The sequence below is a fragment of the Streptomyces sp. NPDC024555 genome (assembly GCF_055559335.1).
This window is the reverse complement of the sequence record NZ_JBVHKV010000020.1, coordinates 57279-71662: the sequence shown is the minus strand read 5'-3', so window position 1 is coordinate 71662 and position 14384 is coordinate 57279. Positions and strand designations below refer to the sequence as shown.

General features: G+C 71.6%; 14 protein-coding genes. 3 read left to right on the top strand and 11 right to left on the bottom strand.

What is annotated here, in order from left to right; translation table 11 throughout:
• Window positions 1-62: 62 nt before the first annotated feature.
• Together ACZ4FH_RS29650 and ACZ4FH_RS29645 are read right to left on the bottom strand one after the other, a co-directional pair.
• Window positions 63-797 carry a DUF2071 domain-containing protein gene (locus ACZ4FH_RS29650; RefSeq protein ID WP_467308731.1) on the bottom strand — a complete coding sequence of 245 codons (735 nt, stop codon included), beginning with the start codon at window positions 795-797 and terminating at the stop codon, window positions 63-65.
• Entirely contained in the window at window positions 794-1126 is a 333-nt protein-coding gene (locus tag ACZ4FH_RS29645) for a metalloregulator ArsR/SmtB family transcription factor (protein ID WP_467308730.1), read from the bottom strand. Before ACZ4FH_RS29645 ends, ACZ4FH_RS29650 begins: the two co-directional genes overlap by 4 nt.
• A gap of 211 nt (window positions 1127-1337) precedes the next feature.
• Here ACZ4FH_RS29645 and ACZ4FH_RS29640 point away from each other — a divergent pair, with 211 nt between their 5' ends.
• Window positions 1338-1781: a hypothetical protein gene (locus tag ACZ4FH_RS29640; protein ID WP_467308728.1), complete on the top strand. Its 444-nt coding sequence runs from the start codon at window positions 1338-1340 to the stop codon at window positions 1779-1781.
• A gap of 286 nt (window positions 1782-2067) precedes the next feature.
• Here ACZ4FH_RS29640 and ACZ4FH_RS29635 read toward each other — a convergent pair whose 3' ends face one another.
• The 3 genes from ACZ4FH_RS29635 to tap form a co-directional block, all read right to left on the bottom strand.
• A complete protein-coding gene (locus ACZ4FH_RS29635; protein WP_467308727.1) occupies window positions 2068-2451 on the bottom strand; it encodes a hypothetical protein in 384 nt (127 codons plus the stop codon).
• Window positions 2452-2653: 202 nt separating this feature from the next.
• Window positions 2654-3211 carry a telomere-protecting terminal protein Tpg gene (gene tpg / locus ACZ4FH_RS29630; protein ID WP_467308726.1) on the bottom strand — a complete coding sequence of 186 codons (558 nt, stop codon included), beginning with the start codon at window positions 3209-3211 and terminating at the stop codon, window positions 2654-2656.
• 33 nt (window positions 3212-3244) lie between these two features.
• A complete protein-coding gene (gene tap, locus ACZ4FH_RS29625) occupies window positions 3245-5425 on the bottom strand; it encodes a telomere-associated protein Tap (protein ID WP_467308725.1) in 2181 nt (726 codons plus the stop codon).
• A 193-nt stretch (window positions 5426-5618) separates the two neighbouring features.
• Between tap and ACZ4FH_RS29620 the strand changes: the two genes are divergently transcribed.
• Complete coding sequence (locus ACZ4FH_RS29620; protein WP_467308724.1) at window positions 5619-6626, top strand: hypothetical protein; 1008 nt, start codon at window positions 5619-5621, stop codon at window positions 6624-6626.
• 58 nt (window positions 6627-6684) lie between these two features.
• Here the strand turns inward: ACZ4FH_RS29620 and ACZ4FH_RS29615 are convergent, their stop codons facing one another.
• Window positions 6685-7263, bottom strand: coding sequence for a dihydrofolate reductase family protein (locus tag ACZ4FH_RS29615; protein ID WP_467308723.1), 579 nt, complete (start codon window positions 7261-7263; stop codon window positions 6685-6687).
• 119 nt (window positions 7264-7382) lie between these two features.
• Between ACZ4FH_RS29615 and ACZ4FH_RS29610 the strand changes: the two genes are divergently transcribed.
• Entirely contained in the window at window positions 7383-8801 is a 1419-nt protein-coding gene (locus ACZ4FH_RS29610; RefSeq protein WP_467308722.1) for an SMI1/KNR4 family protein, read from the top strand.
• A gap of 101 nt (window positions 8802-8902) precedes the next feature.
• Here ACZ4FH_RS29610 and ACZ4FH_RS29605 read toward each other — a convergent pair whose 3' ends face one another.
• From ACZ4FH_RS29605 to ACZ4FH_RS29585, 5 genes are all read right to left on the bottom strand, one after another.
• Window positions 8903-10297 (bottom strand): trehalose-6-phosphate synthase, encoded by a 1395-nt coding sequence (locus ACZ4FH_RS29605; protein ID WP_467308721.1) that lies wholly within the window; start codon window positions 10295-10297, stop codon window positions 8903-8905.
• The gene (locus tag ACZ4FH_RS29600) at window positions 10294-11577 is read right to left on the bottom strand and encodes an MFS transporter (protein ID WP_467308719.1); all 1284 of its coding nucleotides are present in this window, start codon (window positions 11575-11577) and stop codon (window positions 10294-10296) included. Before ACZ4FH_RS29600 ends, ACZ4FH_RS29605 begins: the two co-directional genes overlap by 4 nt.
• Before the next feature lie 98 nt (window positions 11578-11675).
• Window positions 11676-12449: a beta/alpha barrel domain-containing protein gene (locus ACZ4FH_RS29595; RefSeq protein ID WP_467308716.1), complete on the bottom strand. Its 774-nt coding sequence runs from the start codon at window positions 12447-12449 to the stop codon at window positions 11676-11678.
• A gap of 169 nt (window positions 12450-12618) precedes the next feature.
• On the bottom strand, window positions 12619-13050 hold the full coding sequence (locus tag ACZ4FH_RS29590) for a winged helix-turn-helix domain-containing protein (protein WP_467308714.1): 432 nt from the start codon (window positions 13048-13050) through the stop codon (window positions 12619-12621).
• 322 nt (window positions 13051-13372) lie between these two features.
• Window positions 13373-14293, bottom strand: a complete 921-nt coding sequence (locus ACZ4FH_RS29585) for an alpha/beta hydrolase (RefSeq protein ID WP_467308713.1) — start codon at window positions 14291-14293, stop codon at window positions 13373-13375.
• Between the last annotated feature and the right edge of the window lie 91 nt (window positions 14294-14384).

Genomic DNA, 14384 nt, shown 5'->3' with positions numbered 1-14384 from the left:
GCCGCCGGCGGAACGGGGCGGGTGTGACGGAGCGGGTGTGACGGAGCGCTTCACCGGGCGGGTCAGGCGCCTCGGCCGGCGGCCATGGTGGGGAGGGGGCGCCAGTCGGCGGGGACGTCACGCATGATCAGGGCGCAGTCCAGGGTCGCGCTCCCCGGTGGGAAGCGGTCCGGGTCGTCGAAGAAGGACGACGCGGCGGAGCGAACCCGGGCGGCTTCCACGTGCCAGGCGTCGGTGCGCAGTTCCATGCCGTCCAGGTGGCGGCCGGAGCGGGTGGCCGAGTAGCCCTTGGCCCCGTCCCGGAAGAAGCGGGAGGCCTCGGAGAGATCGGCGAAGAGCTCGCTGCCCCGCAGTTCGTCGGACGGTTCGACGGTGACGTCCACCCGGGTGTCGCCGTCCCCCGTCGCGAAGGCCACACGCAGCCGGCCGGGTGTCTCGTGCACCTCGAAACCGGCGCGGCCGTGCTCGCCGGGGAAGACACGGCCTCCGGCCCAGACGTTGAGCCGGGAGGCGGTGTCGCGGCGCGGGATGTAGACGCCGGTCTCGACGCCGTCCGGTCCGTCCCATTCGACGGCGATCCGGTGCGCCGCGTTCTCGCTGCGCAGTCCGAACGCCTTGGGGACCCGGACCGGCCGGACGCTTCCCAGCCGCAGGAGGCAGATGCCCGCGACCGCGTGGCCGTGCACCAGTTGCGGGCGCAGCGGCTGGGGAAGCAGACGTGCCGCGGTGTCCGGGGCGACGCGGTAGTTCACCAGAAGCCGTCGTTCGACGACGCTGGACAGGCGTGGCTGTCTCATGATCCCTCGCTCTGCGATCCGGGGCGCCATGCGGTGTGGCGCAGGATGATCTGCTCGGGGCAGACGGCGCTGAGGAACCGGCCGATGGAGGTGGCCAGGCGGTCCTCGGCCAGTGTGTAGAGGATCCGGTTGCCGTCCCGGCGCTCGGTGACCAGTCCGGCTCCTTTGAGCACGCCGAGATGCCGTGAGATGGACGGCGCGCTGATCGCGAACCGGCTCGCGATCTCGCCCGCCGCGAGCTCACCGCCTCTGAGGTCTTCAAGGATCTGGCGCCGCGTGGGATCGGCGAGGGCGCGGAAGGCCCCCGCTTCCTCCTGAGCATCTGTCATGTGAGGTATTTAGCATATGAGCTAAGTACCTAACAAGGGGGTCGACTGTGACTGAGCGCTTTGGTTGGCCAGTTGAGCGCATCGCGACACAGCTCACACACACGACAGGGGGCTCGGGCGCAGCCGAGAACCAGGCTGGGAAAACGGATCGACGGCCCTGCGCTCCACAGGCGAAGATGCGGGGCCATCGCTCACCCTGCTCGGAGGGCCCGTGGGATCCAGAGATGCCGACATCGATTTCACTTTCACGTGCCCGAGCACCGTGCGGGCCGTTCTGGACGCGCTCACCGGAGCGGGCTGGTCCGCGGTGGTACCGCCTGAGGGCGTCTCGTACATGCTCAACGATGCGGACGACATGCACGACTGGTACAACAGCGCGCCCGACGACATCGGCGAGATAGTAACGCTGCTGGACGCGCCGGAGAACCTGCCCTACGCGGTGGCCCTCGACGTCTACCACCAGGAAGCGGGTACAGGCGGCATGCTCATGTTCCTACCCGGCCGCACGGACGTCTCCTTCGTGCCCACCATCGACCGTCGCCGCATCCCAGCAGCGCCGGAATTTACCGACCTCGCCTGGTACCTGCACTCCCTTGTCCCGGCCCTGGTCCCGGCAGGGCTCGAGGGGTACAAAGCCACAGAGGTCCGCTACTGACAAACGCCAGCTCAGCCTCAGCAACGGGCGAGGCGGGCAAGCGCGGCGGGTCTCGGTCCTGGTTCCCGCACTCAACAGGCCAAGTACATCGCTCAGCGGCTGGCTGGAACGCTCAGTCACATCTGAGCCGCAGCACGGTAATTGTCACCAGCGGGACGGGCTGAGCTGGTGAACAGGAACGGCCGAAGCAGCCTGGTTGTCACAGGCGAGGCATCCGACTTGTCACAGACGCGCAATGGGCAACCTTCCTGTCACCAGGCCGAGACGTGACGCTCGTCCCGGTCGGCTATGGAGCTGCCTTGCGGAAGAGAGACAAGAGGGACCGGGCTGGCAGGGCGCCCGGGTCGAAGAACTGCGTGGCCAGAGCGGGCGGCACAGCCTTTCCCTGCATACGGACCTCGTGGCAGGTGAAGCAGAACGCCGCCTCGAACAGCGCCAGGTCGAGGGAGTCGTCGTACGCCCGGACGCTCCAGCCAGGCGAGAAGCCGCATCGGTGCTGTTCACTGCCGGGCAGGCTCTCGATCAGGACCAGGGCGGCGGCAGCTTCGCTCCCGGCCCAGTGGGCGACCACCGTGCCTGGGTACGGGTCGTCTCGTTCAGTGGGAAGGGCGGAGATCCGGACGACCTCGATCAGCACGATGGCGGCAACGGCTTCGGCGGGGAGCTGCATGTGCGCAGTCTGCCCGCCGGGGAGGCGGCCGGGTAAGGCGCACAGATGCCTTCGACAGGCTCAGACCGGTGTCAGTTCGATCGACCCGAGGCAATCCACCGCAGAAGTTGCACCGGCACGAAGTGACAACACACCTGCCCCAGTGACAACCATCGCGCTTCGGCTCAACACCGACGGGCTGCGCCGACCTCCGCGGCCGGGGTCAGTACCCGAGATCCAGGTAGTCGATGTCCTTCAGCTCGACCTCCTGGAGGTCGCCCGCGCGGTGGCCGCCGTCCTGGAAGTAGACCTCCTTGAGGCCCTCGGCGACGATCTGGCGGAGGTGCTGGTCGGCGGCGCCCTGGTCGCGGGCGTCGAAGAGGCGGCGGGCGTAGCTGGGGGGGAGGTGGACGGTGAGGCGGCGGAAGCGGGGTTCGTCGGTGGAGCCGGTGGCGGCGCGGTAGCCGAAGGAGGCGCGGGTTTCGACGGTGATGCCGCCGGTGCTGGCGGCCTGCCGTCGGCGGCGCTTGCGCACCTGGGGCTGCCAGCGGGCGCGGACGGCGTTCTCGATGCGTGCGGCGACGTCCTGAGGGGGGTTCTTCCGGGCGCCGCGGCGGTAGCGGTTGACGGAGTCGGCGGTGACGCCGAGTTCGGCCGCCACGGCCTTGGCGCTGCCGAGCCGGCGGAGCAGGAAGTTGATGCGGCCGCGGAGGGTCTTGGGGGGTTCGCGGGTGAACCCCTCCTGGTCGGCCCGCTCGATGGCGTTCTCGATCTCTCGCACGCTGGTCGGCTTTCTTCGGTGGTGGGCGGCGGGCTATTCGCCGTCGTCGAGGACGGCGTTGCCGCCCTTGATGAGGCTGGCCGGGTTGTGGCCCTGTTCCATCATGTCGACCGCCCACAGCATGGTGCGGACGCCCTCCAGTTTCGCCAGTCCCGGGGTCGGGCCGAGGCGGAAGCCGCCCGGCTGCGGTTTGCCGGAGGCCGCGTACGGGAGGAAGTCCACGGGGCTCTCGCCCGGCGAGGGGTAGACGACGCAGTCGGACAGCACGGCGAGAGGGTAGAGGCCGGTCATGTCGGCCATCTTGTAGAGCTTGCGGTGCATGCTGATCCGGGCCTTGGAGATGACGGCGGCGCGGATGTCCGGGCGCCAGGTCGGGCGCTGCATGGCGGGCCAGGGCTCGCCGGGCCGGTAGTTCCTGCCCTGCGGGTTCTGGAACAGCTTGCCGATGCCGCCCTTGATCGTGCCCTTGATCGCGGCGAGTACGGCGGTGAGGGCCGGGTCGATGTCCTTGTGCCGTTCCATCGCCGCGAGGAACCGGGCGTCGTCCAGGTCCTTGGTGACGCCGAGGTCGGCGAGCGTGTCGACGTACGCGTTCTTGAGGCGGTCGTGCCACGGGTCGAGGTAGGCGCCCGTCTCGCGGCGCAGATACCCCTCCAGCGGCGTGACGTTGTAGCCGAGCTCCTGCGCGTACGCGACGGTCTGCGTCTGGTACCAGGCGGGGCCCGTCGGGCGTTCGCCGGTGGGGGTGAACGGTGAGGGCAGGCGGGGGTCGATCTCCACGTGGGAGAGGTCGACCAGCCAGGAGCCGGGGATCTTCGGGGAGAACGCCGGTGCGTGGAAGTGGTCCGGGGCGGACAGGCCCACGGGGAGCCGTGCGGCGGCGGCGAGGAACGCGGTGTTCAGGTCGAGGCCGACGGCGTACGGCAGATGGCACTCCTCGTCGCTGAGCAGTTCCACGGGCCGCACCCACTGGTACGCCTCCTCGCGGAGGAAGCCGCCCTGCCAGTTCGCGTGGAAGACCGCTGGGTGTTCGGGCTGGCCCTCCGGCGGGGCGGGGTCCATCGGTTCGGTGCCCAGGGAGCCGGGGTTGTGGCCGGAGACCCAGTTGCCGCTCGTCTCGTCGCGCACGGCGCGCGTGGGCGGGCGCAGCTCGGTCATCAACTCAAGGCCCGAGACGGCGGTGGAGCCGCGCGGGGTGGTGACCCGCTGGGCGTACAGGCCGAGGACCCGGGCGATGTCGGCGGGGTCCATGGCGCTGACGCCGGGCCAGGAGCGTTCGTCCAGCGCGTCCCAGGGCAGCACCGCCAGTTGCACGCACTGCCGCTGGGCGCCCTGGGCCGTGCGGTAGATCCGCGCCCAGGGGCCGAAGCCGCGCTGGGTGAGCTTCCACTTCGCCTTGAGGATCTGCCTGACGACCGGGTGGTCCTCCTCCAGCCGCAGGCCCCGCCGGTCCTCCAGGCGTTCGGGCAGCCCGAGCCGGGTGGCGGCCGAGGCGGTGAGGACGATCAGCGGGTCGGCGTCCTTGCCGTGGCGGTGCAGTTTCGGCGCGCCGAGCCCCGCTTCGCGCAGCGTCCACTCCACCAGTTCCACCACGGACTCCGCCGGGCAGTCGAGCACGATGCCGTCCACCCCGTACGCCGAACCGTCCCCGTCCAGCACGGCCAGCGGCCCGTGCGGGAAGCGCGGGTCCAGCGGCGGTCGCGTCGCCTTCCGTACGACCGGGCGGGGCGCCGGCGGCGTACGGCGGGGCGCGGCGGCCGGCGGCTCGGAGGCGGCGGCCCCGGGGGACGCGACCGGTGCGGGGGCCGGGGCGGCGGCCGACGGCTCGGCGGTCGGCTCGGCGGTCGGCTCGGCCGGCGACGGGGCCGGAAGCTGGGCCTGGGCCTGGGCCTCGGGCTGGGGCGAGGTGGTCCGCGAGGACGTGTGCCGCCCCGGGGCCGACGGGGCGGCGGGCGTCCCGCCGTGCGCGGGGTACTTCGCCGCCCAGCCGTTCAGCAGCCGCTGATACGCCTCCAGGCGCGGGGACTTCGGCTCGGAGCGGCCGTTCTCGTAGTTCTTGACCGACTGCGTCGTCGTCTTCAACGCGGCCGCGAGCCGGGCCTGCGTGATCCCGGCGGCCTCGCGCAGGCGCGCACGTTCCGAGGGCGGCGGGAGCTGGGGTTCCTCCTGCAGCAGCGCGTCGATGTTCGCGAACAGTTCTTCCTCGGATGCCATGCGTCTGTACCTCCAGCGCGGAGATTAGCAGACGTTAACCCTGTTTTTAGCCCATAAATTTAACCCTGTCGGGTGGATGGCGTGCCCGCACTCCGTGATGAGTGTGTTCTCGTTGGCCCTTGAAGGTCGCAGCTGGCCCGTGCCTGCCCGCCCCGGCTCTTGAGGTTCCTGAGCTGGGCGTTAGCCTCAGCGGATGATTCCTGAGCCGCCGCCGAAGGTCATCACGCGTCTTCGTGACGGGCGGATCCACGCCTACGTCGTGCGCGCCGGCGTCTACGGGACGCTGGAGCCCGCAGCGATTTTTCAGCCGCGGGACGGCGAGGAGGCCGTAGCGTCGGTGGTCCGGCCGGATTTGGAGCGGGTCGTCTACACAACGCTGAACGGAGTCGTCTGCCTCACCCGCGCCGGCGACCTCATGTGGGCCTCGGACTTCGAACCGCGCTCTGACGTACGCCGTGGCCACCGGCCTGGCTGTGCGCTGTCTCTGGACGGCCGGACGGTATGGGTCTACCGGCCGGACGCTATGGCGGGACGAGGAAGGGGGGACCAGTGGGTCGTGCACGATGCCGACAGCGGTGCGGTTCTCGCCCGCCGGGAGCTGGAGACGGTCGGGCACGGCGCCTTCCACCATGTGCATCCCGTGGACGGCAGCGTCTACCTCGACATCGGTGAGGGCCAGGACGGATCCGTCATTCTCCGGAGCACGGGCGGGGCGGACAGCGAGCCGGAATTCGTCACGTATCCGTGGTCGGACCGCTGCCTGATCGACCTGGCTCCGTCCGGGCGCCAGTTCATGACCGTGGACCATGGGCAGGCGGACGTCGCCTTCCATGACCACCCCAACGGGGACGTGCTCTTCACCCTCCCCGTCGAAGCCTTCGGGTACGACCCGGAGGAGTCCTTCGTGGAATGGAGCGGCGGCTACCTGACCGAGGACACGGCCATCGTCAGCCTCGGCGGTGAGAGTCAGGACGAAGAGGAGTGGTTCCGCTACCACCTGGTCGACGTACGCACGGGCACCCTCGGCGGCGAGCTCACCGCTGAGGTGAGCAACCCGTACGAGCTGGTGCCTCTGGGCGACGGTTCCTGGCTCACCGGCGGCCTCGGCGGCGACCCCGTCCGTCGGTCCAGCACTCCGCAGCCGTCGGCACCGCCGCAACCGGCCGCACCGACCTCTCCGTACGAGAGGCGGCAACCGTGACGGCAGACCGCCCCGAGTGCCTCTGATTCCTCGGGCGAGCGCTGAGCCGGAGCCGTGGTCAGGCATGCAGGGTGGGCCGGTAGATGAGTTCTTGGGTGTGGCCGTCGAGCGTCCGGCTTTCGAGCAGCTCAAGATCGAAGTCGGCCGCGCCCTGGAAGACGGGGTTCACTCCGGTCCGGCCGTTGATGACGGGGAAGAGCGTCACCTGGACGCGGTCGACCAGACCGGCGGCCAGCAGCGCCCGGTTCAGCGACAGACTGCCGTGCGAGCGCAAGGGCACCTCGGATTCCTCCTTGAGGCGGGCGACGATGTCGACGGGGTCGCCGCTCATGACGGTCGCGTCCGGCCAGTCGAGGGGTTCGGTCAGCGTGGTGGACACCACCGTTGCAGGCATGCTTCTCATGCGGGTGACCCAGAGGTCAGCCAGTTCGGACTCCTCGATGCCCAGGGCCAGCATCTGCGCGTGCGCACGGTACGTGTTGGCCCCGAAGACCATCCGCTGCTCCCGGTCGTACAGGGCGAGGCGTCGGTCGAGGAGCTCGGGACCCTGCTTGCCCCAGTAGCCGCCCCAGTTCCCGGCGTGGGCGCCGTAGCCGTCGAGGGTGGAAAAGACGTCGAAGGTGTAGGTAGCGCTCACCGTGCTCTCCTCCAGAAGCAGCCACTGTCAGACGTTTATCACTGTCCCGGTGTTCACGCCGGTCATCACGCCGCAGGGCACCGACACCGGGTGTCAGTCGCCCCGCGTACCGTCTGCCCATGGCTATGCAGAGTCCCCCTGGGCAATCGATACGTGACTTCTCGACCTGGCAGCCCGTACTGAGGCTCCTGCGGGCCGCCAAGGCGGGGAAGGCGGGCGGAACCGGTAAGGCCGGTGGCGAGCCGGTGCGTGTGGCGGGTCGGATCGGGCGGGGCAGTTGGAGTCTGGCCCTTCCGCACCGCGTGCCACCGCCCGGTCGGGCCTCCCAGGTCGAGGACATGCAGGAGGAGATGGACGCGGTGCGGCGGGTGCAGACGGCGATGGCGGCGGTGGGCGTCGACGACGTCTCGTTCTCGGCGACGGTCGAGCCGGACGGGGCGGCGGTGCTCCGGCTGCTCGGGCCCAGCCCGGCGGTGGAGCCCGGGATCGGGACCCCGCATCCCGGTGCGCTCGTCCTGGTCGAGGGGGCTCTTCCCGAGCCCTGGCGGCGTCTCCCCGACGCGACGCCCGGAGCGAAGCCGGCCCCCTCGGCCGATCCGGAGTTGCTGGAGCGGACGCTGCGGGAGCGGATGCCCGACGCCGTCGGCGCGACGGAGGAAGAGATCGCCGCCGCCGAGGCGCGCCTGGGCATCCGCCTGCCCGAGGAACTCAAGGTGCTCTACCGGGTGACCCGGGCCCGCTGGGAGGACTGGGGCAACGACTACGACACGGCGGTCGGTGTCTTCGACGCGGTGCGCTGCGAGCTCTCCTCCGTGGACGAGCTGTACGCGGCCGAAGCCTCGACCCGTCACTGGTCCTGGCAGTTCGCGGCCAAGGAGGCGGTCGACACCCGGCCCGACGACTCCGTACAGGGCGTCGTCGGCTCCCCCGGGTGGATCGTGTTCGGCGAGAACGGCGGAGGGGACCGGCTCGCGGTCGACCTGACGCCCGGCCCGTGCGGGCACACCGGGCAGATCGTCCTGATCGGTCACGAGGAGAGCGCGGGCGCCGAGTTGCTGGCCGACTCGCTCACCGACTGGGTGCTGGACCGGAAGGCGCGCACGCGCCGGGGTCGCGGCGAGGAGCCGCCGCTCGTGGCCCACGTCAATCACGTGAGCATCAGGAGTGTCCGGGAAGCCGCCCACCCCGGCCTGGAAGTCCTCTCGGTCGGGGTGTGGGACGGCGCGCCGTTCAGCCTCGCCCCGGTCATCGGGCTTCCGCGTCTGCGCACCCTCGCCGCGTACGCCGGAACGCTCGCCGATCCGCGGGAGATCGCCCAGCTCACCGGACTGGAGTTCCTGGAACTCGGCCCGGAGGACTGGCGCGTCCTGCTGGATGCCGGTGCCGTCCCCCGGAGCCTGTCGGCCGCGGCCATCACGGCGTACGGGGACCACGACCCCCTGCCCGTCGTGGCCGTCGCCAACGAGATCCTGGCTCTCTGGGACCGGCCCCAGATCATCCAGACCGTCCTGGAAGGAGACCTCGGGCCCCTGGTGTAGGCGCGCGGAGCCAGGGGCTTTCGCACCGGTGACGGCGGGACCGGTGCGAAAGGCCTCGCTCCGGTCCCGCCGTCACTCCCCGGAAAGGACAGGACAGGCGGTCAGTTCGGGAAGACCGCTGCCAGCCAGTCCTCGGCCGTCTCCGCGCGCAGCAGGGCGCGGCGCTTCTCGGACGGGGCGGTTCCCTCGGCGTCCGGGCGGAGGGCGGCCTCGATGGCGCGGGCGGTCTGGTCGAGGTCGAACGGGTCCAGGGTGCGGGCGAACGGGGCCAGCTGGTCGTGGACGCCGGCGTTGGCGGACAGGAGCAGGGAGGCCGAGTCGTCCAGGAGCCAGGCGGCCTCCTTGGCGAAGAGGTTGAGGCCGTCGTAGGTCGAGTTGACCATCGCGGCCCGGCTCATGAGGAGTGCGGCGATGACGCAGTTGCGCGAGTCGCGGCCCTTGCCGGGCTTGAGGAGGGTGGCGACGGGGCGGTCGGGGGTGCCGAAGCGGTCATTGACGCGCCGGATCGCCTCCTCGGTCGCCCGCTGGTAGGCGAGGTGGCGGGCGGAGGCGCGGCTGGGGGTGGTGCCCACGGCGAGGAACCAGGTGGTGTCGGCGAGTTCCGGGGAGCGTTCCAGGGCGGCCTCGAAGGCGGCGAACCCGCGCGGCATGTTCTTCCACAGGTCGATCCGGTCGGCCCGCACCATGACGCGCCGCCCGTCCGCCATCGCGGCCAGCCGCTCCGTCCACGCGGCCGTGGCGGGTTCGTCGACCATCGTGTCCAGGACGTGGTGGTCGAGCGGGAACGGCGAGGACACCAGCCGGGTGCGGTGGCCCCGGTGGACGACGGTGTCGCCCTCGACGACGGCTCCGGGCAGGAACCGGGCGCAGCAGGCGGCGAACGCGTCCGTCCAGCGCCGGGCGTGGAAGCCGACGGTGTCGCAGGCGAGCAGCGACTCCAGGATCCGGGTGCGGACGGGCTGGGGCAGGACGGTGAAGTAGTCGGGTTCGCACCACGGGGTGCCGAGGAAGTAGGCGAGCCGGCTGCGCCGGTCCGTCCTGGCCGCGGTGAAGAACTCCGGGACGAGCATGAGGTGCGGGTCGTTGATGAGGATCATCTCGTCCGCGGTGTCGTCGGACAGGGCGGTGAGCCGTTCCGCGTACATCCGGTTGACCGTCACATAGCCCGACCACGCCTCGTCGAGGGCGCTGTCGAAGACGGGCTCGACCGAGGTGTCGTGCATGTAGTGGAGGAGCCCCAGCAGCAGCTGGATGGAGATGGTGTCGTAGTGGTGGCGGCGCAGGTCCTCGTCCAGGGCCATGGGGTGCAGGGTGACGCCGCCGTCGAGGACCACCGACACGGGCAGGTCGCCGCCCGGGGGCGCGGTGAAGATCCAGTCGCCGCCGTGGGCGTCGAGCAGGGCGTTCAGCATGGGGACGAGGCCGCCGGCCGAACGCGGGTTGAGCCGCCCGTCCGTCCACTGGGGACAGCTGTTGCTGCAGGTCAGAAGCTTCATGTCGGCATCCTTGGGGTGGTGGGGAGCGAGCCGGTGGCGGGGCGTCGGAGCCGGGCGAGGGCGAGTGCCGTCAGGGCCAGGGCGCAGAGCCCCAGGAGCTGGTATCCCCAGAATCCGGGGAGGGCGGCCACGAGCGGGGCGACGACCACGGCCGCGGTGCCCATCGTGGCCTCGCCGATTCCCTCGACGTGGGGGCGGAGCCGGCCGGGGACGGCCTGGGTCAGCAGGGTGCTGGCGCCGACCACGCCGAAGTTCCAGCCGAGGCCCGCCAGGACGAGGTGGGTGGTCGTCATCGCGGTGGGGCCGGTGCTGAAGCCGCCCAGGACACAGGCGACCAGGGAGATCACGGCGCCGGTGAGGACGACCGGCACCGCGCCGTGCCGGTCGGCCAGCCGGCCGACGAGGGGGGCCGGGGCGAACATCCCGATGACGTGGAGCGCCACGAGGGAGCCGACGGTGCCGGTGCCCGCGCCGTGCCCGCTGAGGTGCACCGGGGTGATCGTCATGATGCCGACCATGATGAAGTTGGCCCCGGCCAGGGCGCTCAGGGCCACGACCGCCGCCGGTTCGCGCAGCGCGGTGCCCAGCCGGATGCTCCCGCGCGCGGGGCGTACGCGGGAGACGAGCACTCCGGCGGCCCGTCCCAGCACCGGCGTACGCGGTGAGCAGCCCGCCGCCAGCAGGAGCGCGGAGCCGCCGAACGCGGCCACGGCGACCAGGTACAGGCCGCACAGCGTCGGCAGTCCCAGGCCCCGGGCGACGGTGCCGCTGGGGCCGAGGAGCAGGGGGCTGATCACCGCTCCGAGCGCGGTGGCGAGGAACACCGCGCCCAGGGCCCGGCCCCGGCTTCCTTCGGGGACGGCCTGGGCGGCGGTGTAACGGAGGAGGAAGAGCGAGGAGTTGGCGGTGCCCAGCAGGACGCTGCCGGCCAGCATCCAGGTGAGGCTGCCCTCGCGGGCGGCGAGGACGACCACCAGGGCGCCGAAGGCTCCCAGGACCATGCCGAGGGCCAGACCGCGGCCGCGGTGTCCGCGGGCGGCCTGGTGCGAGACCAGGAGTGCTCCGGCCGCGGAGCCGGTCAGGTGCAGGGCGACGGGCAGTCCGGCGACCGAGGCCGTGCCCGCCAGTTCCGTGGCGAGCAGGACGCCGGCCGTTCCGCCGGCGGCGAGGCCGAGGCCGGCCAGGGCGGTGGTGCCGGCGACGAACGCCGGTACCCCCCGCCACGGGCCGTCCGGTCCGGCCGTGTGCGGCGGCCGGTCCGGGGCGGCGTCACCGCCCACCGGTGATACGCGGGTGGGGCTGAAACCCTCGTGGCGGTTCAGGGGTACGACATCCTCTCCTGCGGGGTGTGCTCCGGGCCGGTGCCGCCGGTCCGGTCTCAGGCCGCGATGGTCTCGGGCATCGGCCCCGACTCGTAGGAGCAGCGGCCGGCCATGGTGGCGTGCCGCATGGCCAGGGCCATCTTCATGGGGTCCTTGGCCTGGACGAGCGCGGTGTTGACGAGGGTGGCCGCCGCGCCCATGCCCATGGCCTGGGCGACGTGGTGGGCGGTGCCGAGCCCGCCCTCGACGATCACGGGGATGCTCAGGGCGTCGATGATCTCCTGGATCGGCTGCGGGTCGACGATGCCGCGCCCGGAGGCGACCGGCGCCGCCATGACCCGCAGCGCCGAACAGCCCGCGTCCTGGAGGGCCATGGCGGTGTCGAGGTCGGGGAGGATGAACGGCAGCAGCGCCCAGTCCTTCTCCCGGAGCTCGTGGGCCGCCTCGATGGTCTGGCGGTTGTCCGGCATGTTGTCCTCGCCGCGCACGTCCAGCTTCAGGATGTCGATGCCCCAGGAGTCGCGCAGCACGTCGGCGGTGCGCAGGGCGCCTTCCTTGGAGCGGGCGAACGAGGTGGTGCCGATCCAGGTGAAGCGGTCGAGGTCCAGGACCGCGTCGAGGTCGGACAGCAGGAGGCTGCTGCGGCGGTTGTCCGGGTCCACGGTGGTGATGAAGATGTCCGCGTCGGTGACGGTGAGGACGTCCCGCACCACGGATACGGAGTCGTACTGCTCGATTCCTACGATGAGCCGGGAGCGGAACTCGCGGGTTCCGATCCGCAGCCAGGGTTCCCCGCGGTGGTCGATGGAGGCCGGGCGCTGAATGGTCATGAAGGATTCCCATCAGAGTGGATGGCGGAATGCCGCGAGCAGCAGTTCTTCATGGTGCCGCAACATTTGACATCGGACTCCGAGGGAGTGTCAGCCTTTCCTGTCCGCACTCTTTCGATCCCGGTGGAGCGGCTTCGCGTCCGGCGGAACGGCCGGCCGCTCCCCGGACTCAGGCGGCCGGTGCGAGGATGTAGCCGCGGCCCCAGGCGGTCTGCAGGACCAGGCCCAGCGGTTCGATGCGCCGGCGGATGCGCATGATGTGCAGGTCCAGGGCGTTGCGGCTGATGCAGGCCTGGCGTTCGCCGAGCCGGCCCAGCAGTTCCTCCCGGCACACGAGCGCCTGGAAGGAGCCGGTCAGGCTGTCCAGGAGCGCCGTTTCCACTGGTGAGACGGGTACCACGCGGTCGCGGTACTTGAGCGCGCCGCTCGGGTCCACGGTCGGCACGGTGTACGGGTACGACTTGGCGCGCAGCGCGGTGACGCGGGCCCGCAGGTCGGCGTTGCTGATGGGCGCCCGTGCCCAGTCCTCACGGGCGTCGGAGCAGATCGGCGCGGGTCCGCCGCCCTCCACGATGAGGAGGCGCAGGATGCCTTCCTCCATGTATTGGCGCCTTTTGGCCGATTCCGCCGGCCAGCGCAGCAGTTTGACGTCGGCTTGATCCTGTCGCACGAGGAATCGCACCCCCGGTCTCGTATTCCGTCATGTGGGACTCATGGGAGGACTTCGTTCGCGGCCGTCTCCAGAAGTACTCCGGAGCGGCGCGAGCGTATCGTGCGCATGAATGACATGGCTGATTCGAAAGCGCGGGACGAGTGCGGTTCCGCCGAATGCGGGGTCTTTCTCAAGGCGCTGTGGAGCGGTTTTCCAGTGGATCTCGGAGCGGGGAATTCCGGTACGCCGACGGCGTGTCGGTCCCGCCCGGTCAGGGGCGTGCGGGACGCCCCGCGACGGCCTGCCGGAGCGTCAGGCACTCCTCCAGGAAGGCGAGGACGCGCACATGGTAGTCGCGGGCCGTGCGGCCGAGGCTGATGTTGTGGCCCGCGTCCGGAAGTCGTTCACTGCGGGCGGGCGCGGATTCCAGCCGGTCCAGCAGGGCGCGTACGGCGGCCGGGTCGCAGCGCCACCACCGCTCGTGCTCGGCGAAGGTGAAGCGCACCGGGACGCGGACGCGGGGTGCCAGCTGCTCGTATGCCCGGGGCCAGTCCGGTATCGCGCGGGCCTCGTCGGCGGGGACGGGGGTGATGAGGGGGTCGGCGGCGCGGAAGGTGCCCGGCGGGTAGAGGGCCAGGGGTCCCCAGTGCATATGGTGGGAGAGCCGGGCGCCGGAGCCGGCCAGTTGCCGGGCGCCCGGGGCCCATTGGCCGCCGATGCCGGAGACGTCCACGCCGAGCAGGTTCCCGCCCGTCCACCGCGCGGCGGTGAGCAGGGCGATGCCGCCGCCCAGGGAGTGCCCGACCAGGAGGACGCCCGCGCCGTACGGCCGGTCCGTCAGATGGGCGGCGAGGGCCGCGTGCAGCAGGTCCGCCTGGGCGGACAGGTCCGTGCCGGACGGCAGCCGGGCGGCGGAGGCGCCGTAGCCGGGACGGTCCAGGGCGAGCGCCGCGTATCCGCGGGAGGCGGCGAGGGTGAGCAGCGAGGTGTCCGGGTCGGCGCGGCCGTCGAAGTAGCCGGCCCGCATGCCGCCGCCGTGCAGGGCCACCAGCAGGGCGCGCGGTGCGCCCGCGGGTTCGGCGAGCAGGCCGGACAGGGTGATGCCTCCGGCGTCCAGGGTGACCGCGCGCGCCGGGGCGGGGGCGGTGGTCGCGGCCGCCGAGGAACGGGCCGCCTCTCGGTCGTGGTCCACGGGGTCTCCTGTGCTGCGTCGGGCCGGAAACGACGGTGACCCCCGGCGCCGTCGGGGCGCCGGGGGTCACCGGTCCGCGGCCGGGGGGACC

What these genes read in the sequence shown, in the direction of transcription:
- ACZ4FH_RS29645 (WP_467308730.1), bottom strand. Translation starts at nt 1,126, where the DNA reads ATGACAGATGCTCAGGAGGAAGCGGGGGCCTTCCGCGCCCTCGCCGAT.
- ACZ4FH_RS29635 (WP_467308727.1), bottom strand. Translation starts at nt 2,451, where the DNA reads ATGCAGCTCCCCGCCGAAGCCGTTGCCGCCATCGTGCTGATCGAGGTC.
- ACZ4FH_RS29595 (WP_467308716.1), bottom strand. Translation starts at nt 12,449, where the DNA reads ATGACCATTCAGCGCCCGGCCTCCATCGACCACCGCGGGGAACCCTGG.
- tap (WP_467308725.1), bottom strand. Translation starts at nt 5,425, where the DNA reads ATGGCATCCGAGGAAGAACTGTTCGCGAACATCGACGCGCTGCTGCAG.
- ACZ4FH_RS29590 (WP_467308714.1), bottom strand. Translation starts at nt 13,050, where the DNA reads ATGGAGGAAGGCATCCTGCGCCTCCTCATCGTGGAGGGCGGCGGACCC.
- ACZ4FH_RS29610 (WP_467308722.1), top strand. Translation starts at nt 7,383, where the DNA reads ATGGCTATGCAGAGTCCCCCTGGGCAATCGATACGTGACTTCTCGACC.
- ACZ4FH_RS29650 (WP_467308731.1), bottom strand. Translation starts at nt 797, where the DNA reads ATGAGACAGCCACGCCTGTCCAGCGTCGTCGAACGACGGCTTCTGGTG.
- ACZ4FH_RS29605 (WP_467308721.1), bottom strand. Translation starts at nt 10,297, where the DNA reads ATGAAGCTTCTGACCTGCAGCAACAGCTGTCCCCAGTGGACGGACGGG.
- ACZ4FH_RS29620 (WP_467308724.1), top strand. Translation starts at nt 5,619, where the DNA reads ATGATTCCTGAGCCGCCGCCGAAGGTCATCACGCGTCTTCGTGACGGG.